Annotated in this window: 17 protein-coding genes; 2 read left to right on the forward strand and 15 right to left on the reverse strand. The window is 68.4% G+C overall.

Translation table 11 applies throughout. The annotated features are described in order from the left end of the window. Nucleotides 1-70: 70 nt before the first annotated feature. From V8246_RS12650 to V8246_RS12710, 13 genes are all read right to left on the reverse strand, one after another. The gene (locus V8246_RS12650) at nucleotides 71-955 is read right to left on the reverse strand and encodes a methylglyoxal synthase (protein WP_336189473.1); all 885 of its coding nucleotides are present in this window, start codon (nucleotides 953-955) and stop codon (nucleotides 71-73) included. Nucleotides 956-1055: 100 nt separating this feature from the next. Next, on the reverse strand, nucleotides 1056-2498 hold the full coding sequence (locus tag V8246_RS12655) for an FAD-dependent oxidoreductase (protein WP_336189474.1): 1443 nt from the start codon (nucleotides 2496-2498) through the stop codon (nucleotides 1056-1058). 136 nt (nucleotides 2499-2634) lie between these two features. Then, nucleotides 2635-7107 (reverse strand): glutamate synthase large subunit, encoded by a 4473-nt coding sequence (gene gltB, locus V8246_RS12660; protein WP_336189475.1) that lies wholly within the window; start codon nucleotides 7105-7107, stop codon nucleotides 2635-2637. Between the two features lie 239 nt (nucleotides 7108-7346). Continuing rightward, complete coding sequence (locus tag V8246_RS12665) at nucleotides 7347-7712, reverse strand: I78 family peptidase inhibitor (RefSeq protein ID WP_336189476.1); 366 nt, start codon at nucleotides 7710-7712, stop codon at nucleotides 7347-7349. A gap of 59 nt (nucleotides 7713-7771) precedes the next feature. Beyond that, nucleotides 7772-9595 (reverse strand): carboxypeptidase regulatory-like domain-containing protein, encoded by a 1824-nt coding sequence (locus V8246_RS12670; RefSeq protein WP_336189477.1) that lies wholly within the window; start codon nucleotides 9593-9595, stop codon nucleotides 7772-7774. Next, nucleotides 9592-11760, reverse strand: a complete 2169-nt coding sequence (locus V8246_RS12675; RefSeq protein WP_336189479.1) for a hypothetical protein — start codon at nucleotides 11758-11760, stop codon at nucleotides 9592-9594. Before V8246_RS12675 ends, V8246_RS12670 begins: the two co-directional genes overlap by 4 nt. Next, nucleotides 11757-12914 (reverse strand): BatA domain-containing protein, encoded by a 1158-nt coding sequence (locus V8246_RS12680; RefSeq protein ID WP_336189481.1) that lies wholly within the window; start codon nucleotides 12912-12914, stop codon nucleotides 11757-11759. The genes V8246_RS12675 and V8246_RS12680 overlap by 4 nt, the downstream gene beginning before the upstream one ends. Then, nucleotides 12911-13801 carry a DUF58 domain-containing protein gene (locus tag V8246_RS12685; protein ID WP_336189482.1) on the reverse strand — a complete coding sequence of 297 codons (891 nt, stop codon included), beginning with the start codon at nucleotides 13799-13801 and terminating at the stop codon, nucleotides 12911-12913. The genes V8246_RS12680 and V8246_RS12685 overlap by 4 nt, the downstream gene beginning before the upstream one ends. 8 nt (nucleotides 13802-13809) lie before the next feature. Continuing rightward, nucleotides 13810-14802 (reverse strand): MoxR family ATPase, encoded by a 993-nt coding sequence (locus tag V8246_RS12690; protein WP_336189483.1) that lies wholly within the window; start codon nucleotides 14800-14802, stop codon nucleotides 13810-13812. Between the two features lie 185 nt (nucleotides 14803-14987). Beyond that, complete coding sequence (locus tag V8246_RS12695) at nucleotides 14988-15665, reverse strand: DUF4159 domain-containing protein (RefSeq protein WP_336189532.1); 678 nt, start codon at nucleotides 15663-15665, stop codon at nucleotides 14988-14990. A gap of 128 nt (nucleotides 15666-15793) precedes the next feature. Further along, nucleotides 15794-17128, reverse strand: a complete 1335-nt coding sequence (locus V8246_RS12700) for a TldD/PmbA family protein (RefSeq protein ID WP_245126290.1) — start codon at nucleotides 17126-17128, stop codon at nucleotides 15794-15796. Nucleotides 17129-17151: 23 nt separating this feature from the next. Next, nucleotides 17152-18786 (reverse strand): TldD/PmbA family protein, encoded by a 1635-nt coding sequence (locus V8246_RS12705; protein WP_336189485.1) that lies wholly within the window; start codon nucleotides 18784-18786, stop codon nucleotides 17152-17154. Between the two features lie 298 nt (nucleotides 18787-19084). Continuing rightward, complete coding sequence (locus V8246_RS12710; RefSeq protein WP_336189486.1) at nucleotides 19085-20713, reverse strand: TldD/PmbA family protein; 1629 nt, start codon at nucleotides 20711-20713, stop codon at nucleotides 19085-19087. A 122-nt stretch (nucleotides 20714-20835) separates the two neighbouring features. Between V8246_RS12710 and V8246_RS12715 the strand changes: the two genes are divergently transcribed. Then, the gene (locus tag V8246_RS12715; protein ID WP_336189488.1) at nucleotides 20836-21669 is read left to right on the forward strand and encodes an NYN domain-containing protein; all 834 of its coding nucleotides are present in this window, start codon (nucleotides 20836-20838) and stop codon (nucleotides 21667-21669) included. A 72-nt stretch (nucleotides 21670-21741) separates the two neighbouring features. Next, on the forward strand, nucleotides 21742-22335 hold the full coding sequence (locus V8246_RS12720) for a DUF938 domain-containing protein (protein ID WP_336189489.1): 594 nt from the start codon (nucleotides 21742-21744) through the stop codon (nucleotides 22333-22335). On the opposite strand, the gene V8246_RS12725 is transcribed toward V8246_RS12720, so the two are convergent. After that, entirely contained in the window at nucleotides 22336-23622 is a 1287-nt protein-coding gene (locus tag V8246_RS12725; RefSeq protein WP_336189490.1) for a type II toxin-antitoxin system HipA family toxin, read from the reverse strand. Then, entirely contained in the window at nucleotides 23619-24119 is a 501-nt protein-coding gene (locus V8246_RS12730) for a helix-turn-helix transcriptional regulator (RefSeq protein WP_336189491.1), read from the reverse strand. Before V8246_RS12730 ends, V8246_RS12725 begins: the two co-directional genes overlap by 4 nt. Nucleotides 24120-24238: the final 119 nt, after the last annotated feature.

A 24238-nucleotide genomic window follows, 5' to 3' on the forward strand; every position in this document is an offset into this window, starting at 1 on the left:
GGCTGAACTATCTCGTCCTGTCGATGGGTGTGGTTCGGGTCCGAAGGTAGTCCGGGCGTGCGGTCGCGACTTACGTCGCTCCTACAAGAATCCCGCGCTTGTTCACCGCCTCGCACCACCTTTTCGCCACCGCCAGCGAGGTGGTGCACACCGCTTCATCGGTCACCGTGGTCACCGCGCGCTCGAGCAGCTGGATGTCGGCCTCGTGCTGGCGTGCCACGTGCGGGTCCTCGAAGAAGATCACCCGCTGGCAACGGTGCTCCAGCACGCGGTCGGCGATCTGCGCGTCGCCGCCGAGCGGGCCGCTCTGGAAGCGTTCCACCCACGGCGTGTCCTGCGGCCAGCCGCGGCTCCAGGCCAGTTCGTTGAGGCGCTGGCCGGTGGTGCCGGTGGCCATGCGGTGGGCGAAGCGGGACAGCACGTCGAAGTGCGCGTCGGCGAAGGCGAGCATCTGCGGCTTCATGGCATCGTGCGCGATCAGCGCCAGGGTCTGAGATTCCAGCGCGTGGAAGCGGTCCGCGGTCGGGTCGGGCGCCAGGCCCGCATGGATGCGTTCCATCTCCACCCAGTCGCGCGCCGAGGCGACCGTCGACAGGAACGGTTTGCCATGGATCACGCACTGGCGCTTCAGCGCCGTGGCCTCGGGGAAGATCGAAGACGGATCGACCGGATCGATGAAGTAGATCGCGCCGTCGAGGCTGCGTTCCGCGCCTTCCAGCCCGACGACTTCCGCCACCAGCTTCATCAGGCCGCCATCGCGCCCGTAGGGATAGCGCCTGAGTCCGTCGTAGCCGCGCAGCATGCCGGCGGCGGCGATCGCATCATGCGTGCGGCCGACCGCATGCAGCGCGAGTTGCAGGTCGCGGATGCCGGGTTCGCAGGCACGCAGCCAGCGGAACAGCGCCGCGTCCTCGGTGTGGTGGTGCAGGCGGTTGGCGGCCAGGCCGAGGCGCATGTTCGATCAGGTGGACGAGGGTATTGCGAGTCTAGCGTAGAGCCGAGCTTGCTCGGCTGCCGAAAACCGCAGAATCAGAAGCAGCGGAGCAAGCTCCGCTCTACGAGAGCAGGGTGACGATGCTCCCCGCCGCATCGCGTCCCTCTGCGACCGCGGTGACCACCAGGTCCGCGCCACGGACGGCGTCGCCGCCGGCGAAGAGCTTCGGGTGCGTGGTCTGGAACGGCAGGCGGTCGCCGCCACCGGCGACGATGCGGCCGTTCGGCGTGCCTTCCACGCCAACCTCGGCCAACCATGCCGGCACCGTCGGCGAGAAACCGAACGCGATGATCACCACGTCCGCCTCCAGCACCGATTCGCTGCCTTCGATCGGCACGGCGCTCTGGCGGCCACGTTCATCCGGTTCGCCCAGCTTCGTCTCGACCACCTGCACACCGGCGAGCTTGCCGTCCACGCCGGCCACGATGGCCAGCGGCTGGCGATTGAACAGGAAGCGCACGCCTTCCTCGCGCGCGTTGGCGACCTCGCGCGCGGAACCGGGCATGTTCGCCTCGTCGCGGCGGTAGGCGCAGGTGACCTTGGCCGCACCCAGGCGGATCGCGCTGCGCACGCAGTCCATGCCGGTATCGCCGCCGCCGAGCACGACCACGCGCTTGCCGTGCAGGTCGGGCAGTTGCAGCTGGTCCTCCCAACCGGCAATGGGACGGCCCCACGGATCGTTGCCGCTGATGATGCGGCCGTTCTGCACCAGGAAGGGCAGGGCCGGCAGCACGCCGTCCAGGTCCTGGCCGGGCAGGCGGCCGTCGGTATAGCGGTAGGCGCCGGTGCCCAGGAACACCGCGTCGTAGTCGTCCAGCAGCTGTGCCAGCGTGATGTCGCGGCCGACCTCCACGCCCAGGCGGAATTCCACGCCCATGCCTTCCAGCACCTCGCGGCGCTGCGCGATGACGTTCTTGTCGAGCTTGAAGCTGGGGATGCCGAACTGCAGCAGGCCGCCGATCTGTTCGTAGCGGTCGTAGACCACGGCCTGGATGCCGGCACGCGCCAGCCGGTCGGCGCAGCCCAGGCCCGCCGGCCCCGCGCCGATCACCGCCACGCGCTTGCCGGTGGGCTGCACGTCGCTCAGGTCCGGCCGCCAGCCATTGGCCAGCGCGGTATCGACGATGTACTTCTCGACCGCGCCGATGGTGACCGCGCCGAACTCCTCCAGCGTGCAGCTGCCTTCGCACAGGCGGTCCTGCGGACAGACGCGGCCGCAGACTTCCGGCAGCGGGTTGGTCGAATGGCAGAGCGCCGCGGCTTCCTCGATGCGGTTCTCCTGCACCAGCTGCAGCCACTGCGGGATGGCGTTGTGCACCGGGCACTTCCAGCTGCAGTACGGATTGCCGCAGTCCAGGCAGCGGCCGGCCTGGTATTGCGCCTCCTCCTTGCCGAACCTGCCGTACAGCTCGCCCCAGTCGCCGGACGTGCGCAGTTCCAGCGGGATGCGCTGCGGCATCGTCCGCGGCAGATCGAGGAACTGGAAGACGTGCTTCTTGCTCATGGGGTGCGGCTCTTCATCAATAGGTTTCTGCCGTCATCCCAGCGAACGCTGGGATCCCTCTTGCCTCGCGCGGCCATCTTCAGAGGCAGGATCAAAATGGATTCCGGCGTTCGCCGGAATGACGGTCCGGGGCGCATCACGCAGCCCTCCGCAACGTCTCGCTCAACGAATCGATGCTTGCCGCCTTCGGCTTCACCAGCCAGAACTTGCCCACGTAGTCGCGGAACTCATCGAGGATCTGCTGCGCCCAGATGCTGCCGGTCAGTTCGCGGTGGCGGGTGACCAGCGTGTGCAGGTGCTGGCGGTGGCTCTCGAAGCCTTCCGGACTGATGCGGTGGATGTCGATCAGCTCATGGTTGTAGCGGTCGACGAAGTCGCGGTCCAGGTCGAGGACATAGGCCAGTCCGCCGGTGAATCCGGCGCCGAAGTTCAGACCCACCCTGCCCAGCACCAGCACGATGCCGTCGGTCATGTACTCGCAGCAGTGGTCGCCGGCGCCTTCGATGACCGCCAGCGCGCCGGAGTTGCGCACCGCGAAGCGTTCGCCCGCCCGACCCGCGGCGAACAGTTCGCCGCCCGTCGCGCCGTACAGGCACGTGTTGCCGATGATCGGCGTGTTGCGCGCCTCGAAGCGCGCGCCCCGCGGCGGACGCACCACCAGCCGGCCGCCTGCCATGCCCTTGCCCACGTAGTCGTTGGCTTCGCCCTCCAGCTCCATCAGCAGGCCACCGGCGTTGAAGGCGCCGAAGCTCTGGCCGGCGCTGCCGCGGAAGCGCAGGTTCAACGGCGCGTCGGCCATGCCATGGTTGCCATGCGCGCGCGCGATGGCGCCGGACAGGCGGGTGCCGATGCTGCGGTCGGTGTTGTGGATCAGGAAGCGGTGGTCGCCGCCGCTCTTGGTGCGGATCGGTTCGGCCAACAGGCCGTCCAGCTGGGTGGCCAGGCTGTCGGGCGACTCGTACAGGCGCTGCGCCGCACAGCCGCTGCTGTCGACCTGTGCGCCTTTCAGCAGGCGCGACAGATCGATGCGCACGCCTTCTCGCGGCGCTACGTCGAGCTGCTGCAGCAGGTCGGTGCGGCCGACGATCTCGTCCAGCGAGCGCGCCCCCAGATACGACAGCCACTGCCGCACTTCCTCGGACAGCAGGCGGAAGAAGTTCTCCACGCGCTCGGGCAGGCCGGTGAAGTACTGCGTACGCAGTCGCTCGTCCTGCGTGGCCACGCCGGTGGCGCAGTTGTTGAGGTGGCAGATGCGCAGGTACTTGCAGCCCAGCACGATCATCGGGCCGGTACCGAAGCCGAAGCTGTCGGCGCCGAGCAGCGCGGCCTTGACCACGTCCAGGCCGGTCTTCAGGCCGCCGTCGGTCTGCAGCACGGTGCGGTCGCGCAGCTGGTTCACCACCAGCGCATGGTGGGCTTCGGCCACGCCGAGTTCCCACGGCACGCCGGCATAGCGGATCGAGCTCACCGGGCTGGCGCCGGTGCCACCGTCGTGGCCGGAAATGGTGATCAGGTCCGCGCCTGCCTTCACCACACCTGCCGCAATGGTGCCCACGCCGGCATGGCTGACAAGCTTCACCGAGACCAGCGCGCTGGGGTTGACCTGCTTGAGGTCGTAGATCAGCTGGGCGAGGTCTTCGATCGAATAGATGTCGTGATGCGGCGGCGGCGAGATCAGGCCGATGCCGGGCCTGGCGTAGCGCAGGCGCGCGATCAGCTCGTTGACCTTGTGGCCCGGCAGCTGGCCGCCTTCGCCGGGCTTGGCGCCCTGGGCGACCTTGATCTGCAGCACTTCGGCGTTGACCAGGTATTCCGGGGTCACGCCGAAGCGGCCGGAGGCGACCTGCTTGATCTTGCTGCGCTTCTCGGTGCCGTAACGCGCAGGGTCTTCGCCGCCTTCGCCCGAGTTGCTGCGGCCGCCGAGGCGGTTCATCGCGATGGCGAGCGCTTCGTGCGCCTCAGGCGACAGCGCGCCCAGCGAGATCGCTGCGGTGTCGAAGCGGCGCAGCAGGTCGGTTGCGTCGGCCACCTCGTGCAGCGGTGTCGGCGTGTCGGCCTTTTTCAGCTGCAGCAGGTCGCGCAGCGCGGACGGCGGCCGCGAGTTCACCGCATCCGCGTAGGCCTGCCAGTCGCGGGCGTCGCCGGTGCGCGTCGCACGTTGCAGCGTCATCACCACGTCCGGGTTGTACATGTGGTACTCGCCGCCGTGGACGTACTTCAGCAGGCCGCCGACCTCGGGCGATTCGCGGTCGTTCCAGGCGCGCGCGTCCAGCTGGCGCGCTTCCAGGTCGAGGCGTTCGAAGCCGACGCCGCCGATCCGCGACGGCGTTTCGGCGAAGCACAGGTCGACGACCTCCGGATCCAGGCCGACGATCTCGAACAGCTGCGCGCCGCGGTAGCTGCTGATGGTGCAGATGCCCATCTTCGAGATGATCTTCGACAGGCCCTTGTAGATGCCCTTGCGGTAGCTGCGGCCAATCTGCGCCTGCTCGCCGCCCTTCTTCAACTGGAGGATGCCGCGGCGGCCCAGGTCGAACAGCGTCTGGTACGCCAGGTACGGATACACCGCGGTGGCGCCCACGCCGATCAGGCACGCCATGTGGTGCGGATCGCGCGCCGTGCCGGTTTCGACGATCAGGTTGACGTCGCAGCGCAGGCCCACGCGGCACAGGTGATGATGGACGGCGCCGGTGGCCAGCAGGGCATGCGCCATCGGCCGGCCCGGCTGCGGGTAGCGGTCCGACAGCAGCAGCATGACGTCGCCGGCGCGCGCGGCCTGCTCGGCCTCGCGGCAGATCCGTTCCAGACCGGCCTTGAGGCCTTCCTCCGGCGCGTAGGACAGGTCGATCAGACGGTTCTTCTCGACGTACTGCGGCATCTTCAGCAGCTGCCGCAGCTTGCGCTGGCTCAGCACCGGCGAGTTGAGGATGACGTGGTTCACCGTCTCCGGGCCGGCGTGGAAGATGTTGGTCTCCCGTCCGAGCTGGGTGGTCAGCGACATCACGCAGTCTTCGCGCAGCGGATCGATCGGCGGGTTGGTGACCTGCGCGAACGCCTGGCGGAAGTAGTCGTACAACGGGCGCGTCTGCCGGCTCAGTACGGCCATCGGCGTGTCGTCGCCCATCGACCCGGTGGCTTCCTGCTCGGTCTCGGCCAACGGGCGCAGCACCTGCTCCACTTCCTCGGTCGAGAGCTGGAACAGCTTGTGGTAGCCGCGCAGCGTGCGCTCGTCGAACGGCTCCTCGACCAGCGACGGATCGATCAGCTCGGTCTGCAGGTAGGTGACGCCCTGGTTCAGCCACTGCTTGTACGGCGCGCGTCCGCGGTTGATGCGGTCCACCGCCTCGCTGTCGAGCAGGTCGCCGCGCTTGAGGTCGATGGCCATCATCTCGCCCGGACCGAGCTTGCCCTTGCGGGTCACCCGTTCGGCCGGCACTTCCCACACGCCGGCTTCGCTGGCGACGATGAAGTGGCGGTCGCTGGTCAGCATCCAGCGCGCGGGGCGCAGGCCGTTGCGATCCAGCGTGCACGCGGCGTAACGCGCATCCATCGAGACGATACCGGCCGGGCCGTCCCACGGCTCGGTGTTCAACCCGTAGAACTCGTAGAACGCGGCCAGGTCGGCGTCCTTGAATTCCAGCGACTGCGTGGCCGGCGGCACCAGGATGCGCAGCGCCTGGATCAGCTCCATGCCGCCGGCGACCAGCAGCTCCAGCATGTTGTCCAGGCTCTGCGAATCCGAGCCGTGCATCGAAATGACCGGGTCGAACTCGCCGATATCGAAGCGCGGCGTCTTCCACACCTTGCTGCGCGCCTGCGCCCAGCGACGGTTGCCCTCGATGGTGTTGATCTCGCCGTTGTGCGCCAACAGGCGGAACGGGTGCGCCAGCGGCCAGCGCGGCAGCGTGTTGGTGGAGAAGCGCTGGTGGAAGACCACCGCGCTGCTGGCCAACTCGCCGCGCTGCAAATCCGGATAGAACGTCGCCAGCTTGTCCGGCAGCACCATGCCCTTGTAGCCGATGGCATGCGGCGACAGCGTCACCACGTAGAAGTCGGGCGCCGGCACGCGCAGCTGCTGTTCGCTGCGGCGGCGTGCGAGGAACAGCGCCAGCGTGAAGGCGTCGCCGCTCTGTTCGGCGCCCGCCTCCACGAACAGCTGCTCGATGCGCGGCAGGGTGTCCTTGGCCAGCTGTCCGCATACCGCGTCGTCGATCGGCGGCACGCGCCATCCCTTCACCGCCACGCCGGCGCGGAACAGCTCCGCCTCCAGGGTCGCGCGGCACTGCGCGGCCAATGCGTCGTCGTGCGGCAGGAACACCAGGCCGGCGGCGAAGCGCGCGCCGGGGTCGATGCCGGATTCGGCGGCGAGCGCGCGGAGGAAGGCCTCCGGTTTGCGGATCAGCAGGCCGCAGCCGTCGCCGGTCAGCCCGTCGGCGGCGACGCCGCCGCGATGGGTCATGCGCGAGAGCGCGGCAATGGCGGTGTCGACGAGCGCGCGCGAGGGCTGGTCGTCGAGCTGCGCGATCATGCCGAAGCCGCAGGCATCGCGTTCGTCGTTGGGGTCGTAGAGACCGGGGTCAAAGCCGCCTTGGCGATGGCGAGGGGCCATGTCTTGCCTCAAACCGGAGTGACGGCGACACCGTGCCCTGCCCGCGCAGCGGCACTTCGAAATGTCACCGGAAATCCGACTAGACCATAGATGTTGCGACGCCGCAACAACACCTCTGACACACCACTTGTTGGTTGCAGAAGCAACTTTTTGCGCGACAAAAACGTGCGTGCCGGACAACGAAAAACCGCCCGCGTTGCCGCGAGCGGTTCAAGGTTCCGCGAGGCTGTCGCGATGCGTCAGCCGCAGTTGACCGAGGCGACCGCGCCCTTCTCGTCCAGGATGATGTTCAGGCGGTTCGGGTTGAAGTCCATCGTCGCGGCGTCACCCGGTTTCAGGCTGCGCACGGCGTCGGACTTGCTGTCGCTCTTGGCCTGTTCGACATCCTTCTCCGTCGGCGTCTTGCCGATGATCCACTGCGCCTGGGTGTCGTCGCAGCTGCCGGCGAGTTCGGCCGGTGCAGGGGCGGCGGCGGGCGGCGTGGCCGCATCGCTGGCCGCGGCCTGGGACTGTTCGGCGGCGGCGGTCTGTTCGTCGGTCTCGGGCGAGGAGCAGGCGGCCAGCGAGAGGGTCAGCAGCAGGGCAGGGATCGCCGTTCGGATCATGCGGAACTCCGGAAAGGTGAGATGGACGACAGGATTGCGCACGGCGCATTCGGGAGTCGTTAACCGGGTGCGGAGCGCCTGCGCTCCAGCCACCACAGCAGCGCACTCGCGGCGAGCCAGGCCAGGAACCAGGGCCAGGCGGGTCCGCGCGCACCTTCCGAGACGGACTGCGTCGCAGCGACCTCCGCCCTGGCGGCCCGCTGCAGGGTCTGCGACCGGACGGCGGCGCGATGCAGTGAAGGCGCATCGTCCCGGGCGCGGACGAAGAACGGGGTCGCAGCGTCCCCGACCCTCAGCTGATGCCAGCCTGCATCCCGTGGCCAGAAACCCGCGCAGCGCGCGTTGCCGCTCGCGGGATCGCGCAGTATCCGTGTGGTGGTGCCGTCGGGCGCGACGATCCGGGCCTCGTCGGCGATGCCGCACAGCGCTGCGCGTTCGCCTGCGCGCGCCTCGTCCGGGATCGCAGCGATGGCCGGCGCGCCGGCGCGCGCCAGCGTGGCGAAAGCCTGCGCCCACAGTGCGGCGTGCACGTCGGCGTGGCCCGCCAGCACCAGCGTGTAGGTATCGGCCGGCGTCCACACGGCCACGCGGCCGCGGCCCATCGCATGCCACCAGGCGAGTGGTGCGCCGGCGGCGTCGCGGAGCAGCGCCACATCGTCGCCCGCCGGCATCCGGGTCGTGCGGCGCGTGAGCACGGGCAGGCCCGCGGGTACGGCATCGGCATCCACCGGCAGGTCGGCCGTGCCGGCGCCGCGCCGCGCACGCCAGGCGTCGTCGTCCGGCGCCGGACGCGGAAGGCGGAATTCCACCTCCTCGCTGCCCACGGCAGGGATACCCAGCAGGCGCTGTACGGGTGCGGGGATCGGTCCGTCGGCGCGCACCAGCACGCCAAGCCCGTCGCGCACCGCCGTGCCGAGCGCCGCACGTTGTGCCTCGCCGAGTCCCGCGGCACTGCGCGCGTCCAGCACCAGCAGGTCGAAGCGACGCAGCGTTTCGGCATTCAACGGCAGCGGCGTATCGCCCAGCTGGATGCCGCCACCCAGGCTGACCTGCAAATGAAGCGGAATGCCCACGTCCGTCGCCCAGCGGCGGAGGTACTTGCCCTCGGCAGTGGGTGCACCGGCGAGCATCCACACGCGGGGCGGCGGCGTCGGCTGCGTCCAGACCGGCAGCGACGCGGCATCGGCCACGCTGCCGCGTGCTTCCCGCACCTCCACCCGGAACAGCGCCGGGCCAGGCAGACGGGCGATACCGGTCAGGCGGAAGCGTCCCTGCCGGTCCGCAGGCCCTGCATCGATGCGCTGGCCCGCGGGATCGCGCAGTACCACGGTCGCCCGCGCCACACCGTTGACGCGGCCGCTCACGACGAAAGTGTCGCCGGGAGCGACGACGCGCACCCGTGAGAGTTCGACGAAGCCGCGTGGCATCGCGGTGGGGGAGAACGTCACGCGCTGGTCGCCCAGCGCATCCAGGTCGCGGGCGTGCAGGCCATCGCCGACGAAGTGCAGCGTGCGCACGTCCGGACGGCGCCGCAGCGCCGTGCCCAGGTCCGGCAAGCGCTCGCTGCCGGCGGTGGCCGTGGCCTCCGGCAGGGAGACGCGAGGCTGGCCCTGCAGCGCCGCGGGCAGGGCGACCTGTCCGGCGTTCGCGGTCATCACCACCAACGTGCCGGGGGACGATGCCTGCCGCGGCGGGAGCAGGGTGAAGTAGAGCAGCAGCGCGCAGATGGGTTGCAGCGCGCACAGCAGCAGGAAGCGGGAGCGGGAGCCGCGCACGCCCGTGGAAGCACCATGACGGCGCGCGATCAGGCGCGCCCACGCGAGCAGCACGCCGAGCGTGAGCAGGCCGGCCAGCAGCCAGGGCGGGAGCGCGGTCAGGGTCATCGCGCGGGCTCCTGCTGCAGGGCGTCGAGGTAGCGGCGGCCGGCATCGTCCGGCGCTGCCCGACGGGGGACCTGTGCGGGCGGTTGCGGCGACGCCGACCACAGCAACGCGCGCAGACGCGCACGGCAGGGCGCGCAGGCTGGATCGCCCCGGACTTCATCGATGGCGGCGAACAGGTCCAGCGCATCCGGCACGCGCGCCTCGTTCGTGCGTAGCCAGGTGTGCAGGGCATCCAGGTCCGCGCTATCCGCCGCCGCGCGATCATTGGCCAGGGCGCGCCATGCGCGTGCGGGGGCCGCGTCGACGTCGTCGGGCATCGGGGCGAGTGGGCCGAGCGCGCGGGAGCCGATGCCCGTGCGATCGCCGCCCATCCGGCGCGTTTCGTCGATGGGCGGCAGTTCCGGTCCCACGCGGGCCAGGTAGATGCGCGTGGCCTGCTGCACCTGCTTGATGTACTCCAGCGCCTTGTACGCGAACGGCAACGCGCGGTCCGGTTGCCCCTGGCGCAGGTGCAGTTCCGATTGCCACATCTGGTCCAGCGCCTTCTTCAGCGTGGCGCGCGTCTCGGGGTCGAGCAGTGTGGCGGCCTCGGCGTGGTCGTGCGTGTGCCCGTAGGCTTCCAGCACGTCGGCTTCGCGGCCGAAGCTCGCGCCGGTCGCCGACGTCGCATGGTCGTGATCGTCCTGCACGGCGGTCGGCGCTTGGGCGTGATCGTGTCCGTCGTCGTCCGCGTGATCGTCGTCGGCGTCGCTGGTCGGCGGCGGTTGCGGTTCGCCTTCGGCTTCCTCGCCGAGGAACTGGCCGTAGCGCAGGCGCAGGATGCGTTGGTCCACGCCGATCGCGTCCGAGCGCGTGACGAAGGTGTCCGCCGCCAGGCTGCGCTTCTGCTTCTGCAGGGCTTCTGCGTCGATGATGATCTGGCGCTGGCTGCGGAAGTAGGCCGGCATCACCTTCTTCACCAGTCCTTCCAGGCCCGTGCTTTCCTGGCCCAGGTCCGCCGGCCAGCGCAGGATCAGGCCGGGGCTCTGCGCGGTCTGCGGCGTCGGGGCACGCGTGTCGCGCACGGTGAGCTGCGCGATCAGGTCGTCGCCGACGGCCATGCCGACCGCCGCGAGGTCGAGCGACGCGGTGAAGCGGCGCGCGGTCGCCGGACCGGTGCCGTGCAGCGTCATCGCCTGTTCCTTGAACGCGATGTTCTCACCGCTGCCCTGCGCGAGCGTCAGCTTCAGCATGGCGGCCGCGGCCACGCCGTAGTCGTCGCGTGCTTCGAAGGCGAGCGCCCAGCGCGTCTGTCCGACCGCCACCAGGCTCAGGCCACGGTCGGGCGCCAGCACCTTCACCTGCGGCGCGCGATCGGGAATGGCATCCAGCCGCCGGAGTTTCGACGGCGGTTGCGCCTCCGTGCCGGCGGCCACCACACGGTACAGCGTGGATTTCGCGAGGGTGTGCGTCGCTCGCCAGGTGTCGCCGTCGCGCTGCAGCGCGATGCGTTGGCCGTCGTGGAAGACGAGATCGGCGCGGGTGGGTTGCGGTTCGAAGCGCAGTGTCCAGGCGAGCCTCGAGCCGACGGGGGCTTTCGCATCGAGCGTGGCTTCATCGCGTGCCGGCTGGCCCGTGTAGGACGGCGGCGCGACGTGCAAGCCCTGGCCGACCAGGCGCGGGACGCCGGGGATGACCGGTGTTTCTTCGTCCGCAGGCGCAAGCGTGCTGGCCATCGGTGCGCGCGCCGGCCACAACGCCGACACCGCGATCACCCCGCCGGCCACCAGCCACATCGCCACGATGCGCGGCCACGGCCACGGTGTGCGCAGATCCGGTGCCGGCTGGCTGCGCAGCCGTTCGCGGACACGCGCCTGCTGCAGCTGTTGCAGCGGCGTCAGCGAGGCGGGCGGCGCCAGCAGCAGATCGCTGCTGTCGTCGAGGTCCTTGCGGCGCGCATCCAGCTGACGCACCAGCCAGGCGGTGTCGAACGCGCGTGTCCGCCGCCAGGCCAGTGCGGCGAGGACCGCGATCCCGGCCAGCGCGACGGACACGGCTACCGCGGGCGATGCGAACCGCCACAACACACCGGCGAACGCGACGGGCATCGGCGCTCCCAACACCAGCTGGCCGAGCGCCGCATGGCGACGGACCTGGGCGAGGCGGTCGAAGGCCGACAACGTCATGGCGCCACGCTCCGCGTGCGTCGCGTCGCCATCCAGCGCTCGACCACCGCCAACAGCGCAATCAACAGGGCCAGCCAGGGCTGCAGGTCGCGTGGTGCGACGGGATAGGTCGCGCCACCGCCTGTCGGCGCATAGTCCGTCGCCAGCACGCGCGCGGGTGCGGGGGCGGGACGGTCGAACAGGGCGCGCAGGCGGTGCGGGAAATCGGCGTCGAGCAGGACCGGCATCGCCTCCGGTCGCAGCGGCCGGGTGAAGCGCATCACCCGGCCCCGGCCGAGCGGGGCGCCTTCGACCAGCGGCGCACCCTCGGCGTCGTGCCAGGCCATCGGTGACATCACGATGTCGTCCACCGCGCTTTCGTGGGCCAGCAACGCGACACCGCCGGCGGAAATCCATTGCGTGACCGGCACAGGCACCGGTCCGGGGACGAGCCATACCAGCGGCTGCGAGGATGGAGGCAGCGGTGCGTCGCTCGTGTCGATCTGCGGGGTCGCGGCCCCGCTTGGCCGCCACGCGCGTACGGCGGCACGCAGGTAGCGCAGCGCATGCTCGTCGCCCGCCGGATGGCGGATTGCCAATGAAGGCGGCGGCAAGGCCTTCGCCGACGAAGCCGGCATCGCGCCGTCGACGACGCTCCACGTCACCGCGCGCGACAGCGCAGGCCGTTCGGCATCCGCGCCTTGCAACGTTGCAGGCACGATCACGGTCAACGCGACGCCGGTCGGGAGTTCCGCATCGAGCTGGCGCAGCAGACTGCCGATGGCGGTTGTGCCGGCGGCCACCGGCTCTTCCAGCGAAGGAAAGCCGGGTGCCAGCCAATGCATCCGTGCACCGGCCTCGCTGGTCTGAATGCGCACGTCATCGGCCTCCACGCCCGGCACCACGACGACCCACGGGCGCGTATCGTGCATGCCGGACAGCACCGGCCGGGCGAGCCAGAGCGCGAGCAGCGCGAGCAGGAGCAGGCGCAGCAGCAGCAACGGCCATTCGTCGAAGCGGATCCGGTGGCGCGGCTTCGGCTTCTGCCGCAGCCAGCGCAGTGCGGCGAAATCGGTCGGTGTCTGCTCGTTCCGGCGCGCGAGGTGCAGCAGCAAGGGCACCAGCAGTGCGGCAAGCGCGGCCAGGCCGGCCGGCAGCAGGAACGCCAGGCTCATGCGTACTCCGCCGCGTCGCGCGCGCCGAACAGCCGCCGCAGCGGCAGGTCCAGCGGTTGGTCGGTGTAATAGCGCGTATGGCGTATCCCGCTGGCATCGAGTCGCGCATCCAATAGGCGCTGCGCCTCCACCAAGCGTTGCAGATAGTCCGCACGCAGCGCGGCGGCATCGCCCAGCAACTCCTCGCCGGTTTCCGGATCGCGAAAACGGTGGCCGCCGGTGAACGGGAAGTCGCGCTCATCCGTGGTCAGCAGCTGGATCGCCAGCACCTCGCGCCGCGCAGCGGCCAGGCGTTCCGCCAAGGCGGGTATCGCATCATCGAACCAGTCGCTCAGCACCAGTACCAGGTCGCCGGCACCGATGCGTTCGAACACGGGGCCCAACCGTTCCTGTGCGGGGAACGCCCCGTCGGCATGCAGGCCGTGCAGGGCGAGCAGCAGTTGGTCGCGCTGGCGCGCGCCGTTACCGGGAGCCACCAGGCGGACGCCATCGCCGTGCAGCACGAGCAGGCCGAAGCGGTCGCCCTGGCGCAGGGCCAGTTCGACGACACAGGCCGCGAGACTGCGCGCGGCATCGAAACGCGTGCCGCGCGCGCCATCCCGTTGCGCCATCGACGCGGTCGCGTCGAGCACGATCCACACCGTCAGCGGACTCTCGCGCTCGGCTTCGCGCACGAAGAAGCGGTCCGAGCGCGCATACAACTTCCAGTCGATCTGGCGCAGCTCGTCGCCCGGCTCGTAGGCGCGGTACTGCGCGAACTCCAGGCCGGCGCCGCGGCTGCGGCTGTGGTGCAGGCCGATCCCCTGCGCGCCGATCGCACGACGCGCGGTCAGCCGCAGGTCCTTCAACCGGCTGCGGACATCGGCGGGGATCAGGTCGTGCGCCACGGCGTCGCTCAGGCGGTGAGCGGCACGCCGCGCAGCAGCGCGGCGATCACGTCGTCCGCGCTGACCTGCTCGGCCTCGGCGGCGAACGACAGCAGCAGGCGGTGGCGCATCACCGGCTTGGCCAGTGCAACGATGTCCTCGCGCGTCGCCGCCAAGCGCCCGTGCAGCAGCGCACGCGCCTTCGCGGCGAGCACCAGCGACTGGCCGGCGCGCGGGCCGGCACCCCAGCGCACGTAGCTGCGGACCTCGTGGGGCACGCCGTCGCCGGGACGACTGGCACGGACCAGCTTCGTGATCCAGCGCAGCAGGTCGTCGCTGACATGCACGTCGCGGACATGCTTCTGCAGCGCCAGCACCGCGTCGCCCTCCATCACCCGCGGCACACCGCCGTCGGCGCGGCCGGTGGTCTGCACCAGGATGTCGTGCTCTTCCTGCTCGGTGGGGTAGTCCACGCGGATGTGCAGCAGGAAGCGGTCAAGCTGCGCTTCCGGCAGCGGATAGGTGCCGGCCTGCTCCAGTGGGTTCTGCGTGGCCAATACGAAGAACGGCGATGGCAACGCATGCGTGGTGCCGGCGTAGCTGACGGTGCGTTCCTGCATCGCCTCCAGCAGCGCAGCCTGGGTCTTCGGCGGCGTGCGGTTGAGTTCATCGGCGAGCAGCAGATTGGTGAAGATCGGGCCGGGCTGGAAACGGAAATGGCGATGGCCCGTCCCATGGTCTTCCTCCAGCAGTTCGGTGCCGAGGATGTCGCTGGGCATCAGGTCCGGGGTGAACTGCACGCGGCGGAACTGCAGGTGCAATGCCTCGCCCAGTGAGCGGACCAGCAGCGTCTTGCCCAGGCCGGGCACGCCTTCGAGCAGGCAGTGGCCGCCGGCAAGGAGGCCGATCAGCAGCTGCTCGACGACCTCCTGCTGGCCGACGATGGCCCGGCCGATGGCGGCGCGGAGTTCGCCGAGCTTGGCGAGTTGCTGCTGGAGGTCGGATTCGGTGATCTGCGTCATGGCGTTTCCAGGGTGATGTCAATGCAGCGAATTGCGACAGCATGTGCCGTCATCCCAGCGCAAGCTGGGATCCAATCTGATGGTGTTCCTGCGCTTCAGGTGCCTGGGCGAGCACGGCGCAAAGGTCACGATGGATCCCAGCTTGCGCTGGGATGACGGCGGAGAGGACATGGGTGCAGCCATCTTCATGTCGTCAGCGCATAGATCACGACGTTGACGCCGAACTTGGTGTTGTCCTCGGCCAGGAAACGCTTGTTGCGCCAGTCGTAGTCCCATTCGCAGCCGTAATCCTTGTTGCTGTAGAGCACGCCGAGGCGGCCGTTGATCTCGATGCCCTGCAGGTAGTCATGCACCAGATCGTCGCCCCAGCCGTTGAGCTCGAAGCTGGTGGCCGGCGGGCCATCGAACTTGAAGAACGAGGAATAGATCGCGTGCGTGTTCGGCAGCTTCTTCATCGCCTTCGCGCCGAAGATCGACGCCATCTGCGCCTCGAACGACTTGGCGAACAGGCCGTCGATGTCGTGATTGCAGTCGTCGACGAAGACGAAGCCGCCGTTGCGCACATAACGCTCGAAATGCCGCCGCTCCACCGGGTTGAACTCCACCAGTTTGTGCCCGGCCAGGTAGCAGAACGGGGCAGCGAGCATGCGCGGGTCGGACAGCGCCAGCACGTGTTCCTTCGGGTCCACGCGCAGCGTGGTGTAGTCGATCAGCGAAGTGATCAGGTTGGACGGCATGCGCGCATCCACGTCCCAGTCGCCGGAGTCGTACTTCAGGCGGGTGAACCAGAAGTCGTAATTGCCCGCCGCACGCGCGCTGCGCGGTGCGCCGGCCAGCAGCGCGCCAGCCAGGCCGGCGCTCATCAGTCTCAGGAACTCGGTGCGGGTCATGACGCAGGAGCGAGTGGAGAGGAGTGAGAAGTGAGCGATGCGCGCACGCTGCCTGCCTTGCCTCTACTCACTCCTCACTCCTCTCCACTCACTTCTCGCCCTTACACCGCGTCGGACAGCGAGGTGAAGGTGAAGTCGCGCAGCTTCATCGGCGGGATCATCATCACGAAGCTGGACTCGTCGCCGGCCACGCGCACCGGCTTGCCCAGTTCCTCGATGTTGTTGAGCATGATCACCGGCGACTCGTTGAAGCGGAAGTTCTTCACCGGGTGCTTGATCTGCCCGTTCTCGATGTAGAACGTGCCGTCGCGGGTCAGGCCGGTCAGCAGCACCGTCTGGGGATCGACCATGCGGATATACCAGGTGCGCGTGACCAGAATGCCCTTCTGCGTCCCGGCCACCAGCTCCGCCGTGGACTTGGTGCCGCCCGCCATCAGCAGGTTGCCCGGGGAACCGATCGCGCGCTTGCCCTGCTTCTGCGCCCAGAAGCGGGAGTACTCCAGGTTGACCACCTTGCCGTTCTCGACGATGGCCATCTTTTCGCGCGGCAGGCCTTCGCCATCCCAGGGCATGACTTCAGCGCCTGGGTGCCACGGGTCGGCGCTGATGTTCACGCGCGGGTCGTAGACCTGCTCGCCCAGTTTATTGCCGCCGCCCTTCTTGGATAGGAAGCTGCGGCCTTCGTCGGCCTGGCGCGCGTCGAAGAAGTTCATCATGAAAGAGATCAGGCCCGCCGCCGCGGCCGGCTCCAGGATCACCGTGTACTTGCCCGGCTCCAGCGCCTTGGCCTCGGCCGATTCGCTGGCCTTGCGCATGGCGATGCGGATGTCGCTGTCGGCCTTGAACGCGTTGGCGTCCTTCAGGTTGCGGCCGACCCAGCCGGAACCGCGGCCGTCTTCCGTGCGCACCGTGCAGGTGTAGTTGAACGCGGTCGCGCGCTGGTAGCCGAAGTTGCCCTTGCTGTTGGCGAAGGCGACGAAGCTCTGGCCATCCTCCAGGAAGCCGGCGGCGATCAGCTTCTCCGCCTTGCAGGGGCCGATCGAATCGGCGGCGACCTGGGCGCGGAACTCGGGCGTGATGGCGGCGGTGGATTCGCTGAAGGTGGCGCTGGGCGTGTAGGTCTGCTTCTCGACGGCCGGCATGAACTCGGGATTCTCCGGCGCCAGCCGGGCGAGGTCTTCGGCACGGCGGACCACCCGCTCCAGCGCGGCGTCGTCGAACTCGTTGATCGTCGCGATGCCCACGCGCTTGCCGAACGCCACCTGCACGCCCAGGTCGGTATTGCTGACGATGCCGCTGGTGGACACGTTGTTCAGGGCGAAGCGGATGTTGCCGTCGACGGAGCCGGTGAGGGACGCAGTGCATTCGTCGGCGGTGGAGAGCGCGATGACCTTGTCCAAAATGGCCTTGGCCTGCGCTTCGGTGAGGATGCTCATGTTCTAGGGTCTCCTTGCGCCGGTCAGCCGAGCGAACGGGCGGTGTTGATGACGTTCATGCCGTTGAAGCGCGCGGTGGACGACCCGTGCGACACCGCGGACACCTGGCCGGGCTGGCCCTTGCCGTCGAAGAACGAGCCGCCCAGGCGGTAGTCGCTCTCGTCGCAGATCGCGGTGCAGGCGTTCCAGAATTCCGGCGTGCGGATCTGGTAGGCCACATCCTCGATCTGCCGGGTGATCCTGCCGTTCTTGATCTCATAGAACAGCTGTCCGCCGAACTGCGCGTTGTAGCGCTGCTGGTCGATCGAGAACGAGCCGTCGCCGATGATGTAGATGCCGTTCTCCACGTCCTTGATCATGTCGGCGACCGAGAGCTTGGCCTTTCCGGGCGCGAGCGACACGTTGGCCATGCGCTGGAACTGCACGCTGCTCCACGAGTCGGCGTAGCAGCAGCCGTCGGATTCGGTCTTGCCCAGGATGTGGGCCTGGTCGCGGATGGTCTGGTAGTCGACCAGCTTGCCGGCGCTCACCAGGTCCCAGCGCTTGGTCTTCACGCCTTCGTCGTCGTAGCCGACCGCGCCCAGGCTGCCGGGCTGTACCTTGTCGGCGAACAGGTTGACGATGTCGCTGCCGTACTGGAAGGCTTCCTTGCGCTTGTCCAGGGTGGCGAAGCTGGTGCCGGCGTAGTTCGCCTCGTAGCCGAGCACACGATCCAGTTCCAGCGGGTGGCCGACGTTCTCGTGGATGGTCAGCCAGGTATGCGACGGGTCCAGCACCAGGTCGTACTTGCCCGGCTTCACCGACGGGGCGGTCAGTTTGGCGCGCGCCTGCCTGGCCGCGGCGATCGCGTCTTCCTTCATGTCGTAGGACAGGCCGTAGTTGACCACGCCGTTGGGGGAAGTGAACTTCTGCCCGGCGTCGCCATCCAGGTACTCGTAGCCCAGCCCCATGGGCGCGGACAGACCGTCGCGCGTGCGGAACTTGCCGCTGGCCTTGTCGATGGCGGTGACCGTCATCGGTACCCAGATGCGGTGCACGTCCTGGTCGATGTAGGAGCCGTCGGTGCTGGCGAAATACTTCTGCTCGTTGACCAGGAACATCATCGAGTTGACGAAGTCGGCACCGGCGTTGATCGCTGCGGCGTTGACGCCCAGCAGCAGGTCGACCTTGTCCTTGATCGGCACCTCCATCGCGTTCTTCTTGATCGGCGTATTCCACGACACTTCGCCGAAGCCCGGCGCCTTGGCCAGCTGCACCGGCGCGGTCTGGGTCTTGCTGTTGGCCTTGGCGATCGCGGCCGCCTGGCGCGCGGCGCTGGCCACGCCTTCGGCGGTCAGCGTATTGGTGGCGGCGAAGCCCCAAGCGCCGTTGGCGATCACGCGGATGCCGGCACCGGTGGATTCGGTATTCACCACGTTCTGCACCTTGTCCTCGCGGGTGATCACGAACTGGCGCAGGTAGCGGCCGATGCGCACGTCGCAGTAGCTGGCGCCGGCCTGCCTGGCCGCGGCGAGCGCGGCATCGGCGAGGCGCTTCTTGAAGGCGACATCGAGGGTGGACTGGAGCTGCTCGGCGGCGATCGCCTTGCCGAGGAAGGACGGCACCATCAGGCCGCCCAGGCTGAGGCCGGTCATGGCCAGGAAGTCACGACGTTGCAAGGCAGTTCTCCACCGGTTGGGCCTGCAGGGCAGGCGGGGCTGCGACGATAGTGCGTCGGCCCGCGCAGTCCCCGCGCAGGTCGTTTCCGATTCTTGCCCTGCGTACCGACAGCGTCAAATGACTTTAGGCATAGAAGAAGCCGGTTAGCGGATCGAACGCACCATCCTGGGTCCATTCGCACACCTCTTGTCGTCATCCCAGCGCACGCTGGGATCCATTGGCTCTTTTCCTTGGCGTAGACCCACAGCATCAGGAGCAAGATGGGTCCCAGCATGCGCTGGGACGACGGCTGAAGAGCTATCCGAGGCTGCGCGCGGTGTTGATGATGTTGATGCCGTTGAAGCGCGTGGTGGCCGAGCCGTGCGATACCGCCGACACCTGGCTGGGCTGGCCTTTGCCGTCGAAGAACGATCCGCCCAGGCGGAAGTCGCGCGCGTCGCAGATCGCGGTGCAGGCATTCCAGAACTCCGGCGTGCGGATCTGGTAGGCCGCGTCCTCCACCTGCCGTGTGACCTGCCCGTTCTTGATCTCGAAATAGAGCTGTCCGCCGAACTGCGCGTTGTAACGCTGTTGGTCGATCGAGTACGAGCCCCGGCCGTGGATGTACAGGCCGTTCTCCACCTCCTTCACCATCCCGGCTACCGTCAGCGGCGCCTTGCCGGGCGCCAGCGAGACATTGGCCATGCGCTGGAACTGCACGCTGCTCCACGAATCGGCATAGCTGCAGCCGTGCGAGGCGTCCTCGCCGAGGATGTGTACTTCGTCGCGGGTGGCCTGGTAATTGACCAGCACGCCGTCCTTCACCAGGTCCCAGCGGCGCGTCTTCACCCCTTCGTCGTCGTAACCCACCGCGCCCAGGCTGCGCGGCTCGGTCTTGTCGGCGGTGAAGTTGACGATCGGACTGCCCCATTGGAAGCGCTGCTCGCGCTTGTCCAGGGTGGCGAAGCTGGTGCCGGCGTAGTTGGCTTCGTACCCCAGCACGCGGTCCAGCTCCAGCGGGTGGCCGACGTTCTCGTGGATGGTCAGGAACAGGTTGGACGGATCCAGCACCAGATCGTACTTGCCGGGCTTCACTGAGGGTGCGGTCAGTTTCGCGCGTGCCTGCTTGGCCGCCGCGATGATGTCCTCGCGCAGATCGTAGGACGCGCCGTAGGCCACCACACCGCCTGGCAGCATGAACTTGTCCGCGGCGTTGGCGTCCAGGTATTCGTACCCCATGCCCATCGGTGCGGACAGGCCATCACGCGTCTTGAACCGGCCGCCGGCCTTGTCCACCACCGTCACCGTGAAAGGCACCCAGATGCGATGCACGTCCTGATCGATGTACGAACCGTCGGTGCTGGCAAAGTACTTCTGCTCGTTGATCACGAACATCCGCGACGCCGCGAAGCTGGCGCCGGCCGCCAACGCGGTGGCATTCGCGTCCAGCAGCAGGTCCACCTTCTCCTTTACCGGCACCGCCATCGCGTTCTTCACGATCGGCGTGCGCCAGCTCACCTCGCCGACACCCTTCAACGGCGCGAGCTGTACGGGCTTGCCCTGGATGCGTGCATTGGCGCGCGCGATCACCACGGCCTGGCGCGCGGCGGCGGCGACGCCATCGGGTGTCGGGTCGTTCGTCGCCGCGAAGCCCCATGCGCCCTGCGCGATCACGCGCACGCCGACACCGGAGGATTCGGTGTTCACCACGTTCTGCACCTTGTCCTCGCGGGTGATCAGCGACTGGCGCAGGTAGCGGCCGATGCGCACGTCGCAGTAGGTGGCGCCGGCCGCAGTGGCTGCCGCCAGCGCTGCATCGGCCAGGCGCTTCTTCTTCGCCACGTCGCCGGGTTCCAGCAGGGCTTCGGCGGCGATCACGCGGGTGCCGGGCAGGGCGAGGCCGGCGAAGGCCAGGCCGCCGAGGGTCAGGAAGTCGCGGCGGTGCATGCGCGTGTCCGGGCGGAGGAGCCCCGGACTGTCGTCGGCATGCCGCGCAGCGTCAAGTGACGCCGGTCACGGGCGGGTGACGTGGTGCACAATGCGCGCACCCCGCACAGGAACGCGCCCGTATGAAGTCCCGTCCGTCCGTACGCCCCGAGAGCGACGACGAGCAGCCGCGGCTGGCCGTGCTGATCGATGCCGACAATGCCCAGCCCGCGGTGATCGAGGGCCTGCTGGCCGAGGTGGCCAAATACGGGGTGGCCAGCGTGAAGCGCATCTATGGCGACTTCACCAGCACCCGCATGACGCAATGGAAGCAGGCGCTGCTGAAGCACTCGATCAACCCGGTGCAGCAGTTCGCCTACACCAGCGGCAAGAACGCTACCGACAGCTCGCTGATCATCGATGCGATGGACCTGATGTATACCGGTCGCTTCGATGGCGTCTGCCTGGTGTCGAGCGACAGCGACTTCACCCGCCTGGCCCAGCGCCTGCGCGAGGAAGGGCTGACCGTGTACGGCTTCGGCGAGCGCAAGACGCCGGATGCCTTCGTGCAGGCCTGCGACAAGTTCATCTACGTGGAGGTGCTGCGCAGCGAAGCAGGCGCGCCTGCCGCTCCGCCCTCGCCGTCCAAGCCCGCCAAGAAGGCGGCCAGGCCGGCGGCGAAGAAGCCCGCCGGGCAGGCCGAGCCCACCGCTGCCCCCGTGGCCGAATCCGGCAGGCACGAATCGCTGCCGCTGAAGCTGATCCGACAGGCCATCGAGGAGGCCAGCGACGACCAGGGGTGGGCCTTCCTCGGCAGTGTCGGCAGTTACCTCAGCAAAGTGCGGCCGGACTTCGATACCCGCCTTTACGGGCACAAGAAGCTCAGCGACCTGATGAAGGCGCACCCGCGCCATTTCACCGTCGAGGAGCGGGCGGGCGAGGGCGGTGCGAAACGGTTCTACGTGCGGGCCGCGTAGCGTGCGCTGCGCGCACGGCGTCATGGTCGTTCGGGCAATACGAGGTCGTGCGCGTGGCGCACGCTACGCCTCGTGACCAAACCCTTCGCACCGTCGTGTGTGCGCAACCAGGGGCCGATCCTGGAAGTGCTGCAACGCCACCTGGGCGCCACGCGCCGCGTGCTGGAGATCGGCAGCGGCACTGGCCAGCACGCCGTGCACTTCGCCGCCGCGATGCCGTGGCTGTCGTGGCAGTGCAGCGATCGCGCGGTTAATTTGCCCGGCATCACGCAGTGGCTCGATGAGGCGGCACTGTCCAACACGCCGCCCGCGATCGAACTCGATGTCGACGGACCTTGGCCAGGGAACAGGTTCGACGCGGTCTTCACCGCCAACAGCCTGCACATCATGGGGTGGCCACAGGTGGAGGCGTTCTTTGCCGGGGTCGGCGAAGTGCTGCAAGAAGACGGCCTGTTGATCGTCTACGGCCCGTTCAACGATGGCGGCGACTTCACCAGCGACAGCAACCGCGCGTTCGATCAGTGGCTGAAGGACCGCGATCCCGCCTCGGGCATCCGCGACTTCGAGGCGGTCGATGCGCTGGCGCGCGGCGTCGGCCTGTGTCTGGTCGAAGACAACGCCATGCCGGCCAACAACCGCTGCCTGGTGTGGCGGACAGTCCGTTAGTCACGCCTCTGAGGGGGCCTTGAACTGCTGCAGGCAGCGCCGACACGAGGCTTCGATCTCGCCTACCAGCCGATCGAGCACCGCGTGCCCCATGCCGTCGCCGCGGAACTGCGCGAGCAGCCGTTCCGCCTGGCGCGGCAACTGGAGGCACATCCGCGCGAGTGTCCTGAGCGCGTCGTCGGCATCCAGATGCATGTCTTCCGCAGTGGCCTGCCAGTCGCGCAGCTGGATGTCCCACCAGCGATAGTGGCTGCCGATCTTCATCGCCATCTTGATCTTGCGCTTCTGCAGGGCGGGATAAGGCAGCGCACTTGAGATGTCGTACAGCGGCGCCAATCGGATCCTGCCACCGGCGCCGGACAGGATCGAATAGTTCTTCGCATGAGCGTCGGTGCCGCCCACCAGATAGTTGAACATCAGCGCACGAAGCAGCGACTCCACATCCGTGCGGGGTTGGGAGGAGTGCTGCCAAAGCACATCGGCAAGGGCGGCCGGACCCGGACCCCCCTGGTTCTGGTACTTGATGTGCGGCATTACGCCCAATGCCTGGCAGAAGTCCTCCTGGTGGATGCGCTGCCACGTCCCGTCGACCAGCACGCGGTCATAGCGCTCCACGCAGATCGCCGTTTCCTCGCCCAGCACAAGTTTCTCCGACCAGGCTGCGGGAAGATCCAATGTGCGCGCCAGGCGCAGGCAAAACATTTCGTTCTCGACGAAGCCCTCATAGTCGCCGCTTGGCGGCTTGAGGATATGCGTGGTCGGAACTCGGCCGCTGGGAATCGCCCAGCCTGCGGCGGTCTTGAGCAGCGCGATCTTCGCCTGTGCGCCTGCCAGACTGAACTGGCCGGCATCGTCGATGATCCGCCCGGCACCGACATCCTGGCGCACGCGCGCCAGGCGTTGCGCCACGTCCTGGTCGGTCAGGAGCTCGACCCGGTCCGACTTGCCGGACAATACCGCCTGCAGGCGGTCTTCCGTGACGAATTGCACCGCGCCGGCGCAGTCTTCGCCGACATGCGCGAGCAGAGCTACCGGATTGCGTGGTGACACATGAAAACGGGAGCCCCAGCGCTGGAGCGTGTTCTCGTTGTCCGGCAGCAAGCCCCAGAGGACGGCAGAAACCACATCGGTCGGATGCGTGGATCGGCCCAGTGGCAGGCTCAGCGACAAGGGCGAGGCCCCCGCCGATTCCCGCCAGTCCGCGCGATACAGCAGCTCGGGATGGCCGTGTCGGTCCGATTGCAGTTCCCCGATGGGTTGCCCGGACATCAGCACGTGCAGGCTCATGCTTTCGGATTCTTCTTTGCGATGGTCCCGAGCGGTCGAATGGGCTCGCCGCTTGCTAGCGCCCCCGCCTCGTCCTGGGCCGTCGCCCCTCGGGCGAGCTCTTCCTCGGCCTGCCTGAGGATGTCCTCGAACGCGGAGCCTTGCGATGCCTCCCTGATCTGCATCTCGGGAGAAGTGGACGGTGGCGCAACCAAGGGGTAGCGCACTGTCGTACGGCGATTTTTTTCCAGTATCTGGTCGATGTCCGGTGGTGCGGTACGCCCCGCGGGACTGGACGAGAGAGCCTCGGGCGTGCCGGCGATCAACTGCAGCCCGAGCACGTTCAAGGTCCGCAGGACCAGCTGCAGCTCGGCGCGCGGTTTGCCTTTTTCGACCTGGATGATCCACTGGCGGCTGACGCCGACTTCGTGCGCCAGCGCCGCCTGATCCCACCCCAGAACCTTGCGGCGCTGACGGATCACGGTGCCGAGGTCGGCAGGAGTGCGCAGATTACCCATACGCGAATATGTAAGCGAGTGCTGACAAGATTGCAATAGTCAGCGAGCGATAACATTCAATGAAATGTCAGCGAAAAGTGACATTGCATTGAAAGTCTTCGTTCGATTACATGCTCCAA

Origin of the sequence: Pseudoxanthomonas sp. F11, assembly GCF_037046485.1 — a bacterium.
Lineage (GTDB): Bacteria > Pseudomonadota > Gammaproteobacteria > Xanthomonadales > Xanthomonadaceae > Pseudoxanthomonas_A.

Bases quoted from the DNA above. Each gene is read 5' to 3' on its own strand.
- V8246_RS12650 (WP_336189473.1), bottom strand. From the start codon at position 955: ATGCGCCTCGGCCTGGCCGCCAACCGCCTGCACCACCACACCGAGGAC.
- V8246_RS12730 (WP_336189491.1), bottom strand. From the start codon at position 24,119: ATGGGTAATCTGCGCACTCCTGCCGACCTCGGCACCGTGATCCGTCAG.
- gltB (WP_336189475.1), bottom strand. From the start codon at position 7,107: ATGGCCCCTCGCCATCGCCAAGGCGGCTTTGACCCCGGTCTCTACGAC.
- V8246_RS12680 (WP_336189481.1), bottom strand. From the start codon at position 12,914: ATGAGCCTGGCGTTCCTGCTGCCGGCCGGCCTGGCCGCGCTTGCCGCA.
- V8246_RS12655 (WP_336189474.1), bottom strand. From the start codon at position 2,498: ATGAGCAAGAAGCACGTCTTCCAGTTCCTCGATCTGCCGCGGACGATG.
- V8246_RS12670 (WP_336189477.1), bottom strand. From the start codon at position 9,595: ATGACCCTGACCGCGCTCCCGCCCTGGCTGCTGGCCGGCCTGCTCACG.
- V8246_RS12700 (WP_245126290.1), bottom strand. From the start codon at position 17,128: ATGAGCATCCTCACCGAAGCGCAGGCCAAGGCCATTTTGGACAAGGTC.
- V8246_RS12690 (WP_336189483.1), bottom strand. From the start codon at position 14,802: ATGACGCAGATCACCGAATCCGACCTCCAGCAGCAACTCGCCAAGCTC.
- V8246_RS12715 (WP_336189488.1), top strand. From the start codon at position 20,836: ATGAAGTCCCGTCCGTCCGTACGCCCCGAGAGCGACGACGAGCAGCCG.
- V8246_RS12710 (WP_336189486.1), bottom strand. From the start codon at position 20,713: ATGCACCGCCGCGACTTCCTGACCCTCGGCGGCCTGGCCTTCGCCGGC.
- V8246_RS12695 (WP_336189532.1), bottom strand. From the start codon at position 15,665: ATGAGCGCCGGCCTGGCTGGCGCGCTGCTGGCCGGCGCACCGCGCAGC.
- V8246_RS12725 (WP_336189490.1), bottom strand. From the start codon at position 23,622: ATGAGCCTGCACGTGCTGATGTCCGGGCAACCCATCGGGGAACTGCAA.
- V8246_RS12675 (WP_336189479.1), bottom strand. From the start codon at position 11,760: ATGACGTTGTCGGCCTTCGACCGCCTCGCCCAGGTCCGTCGCCATGCG.
- V8246_RS12665 (WP_336189476.1), bottom strand. From the start codon at position 7,712: ATGATCCGAACGGCGATCCCTGCCCTGCTGCTGACCCTCTCGCTGGCC.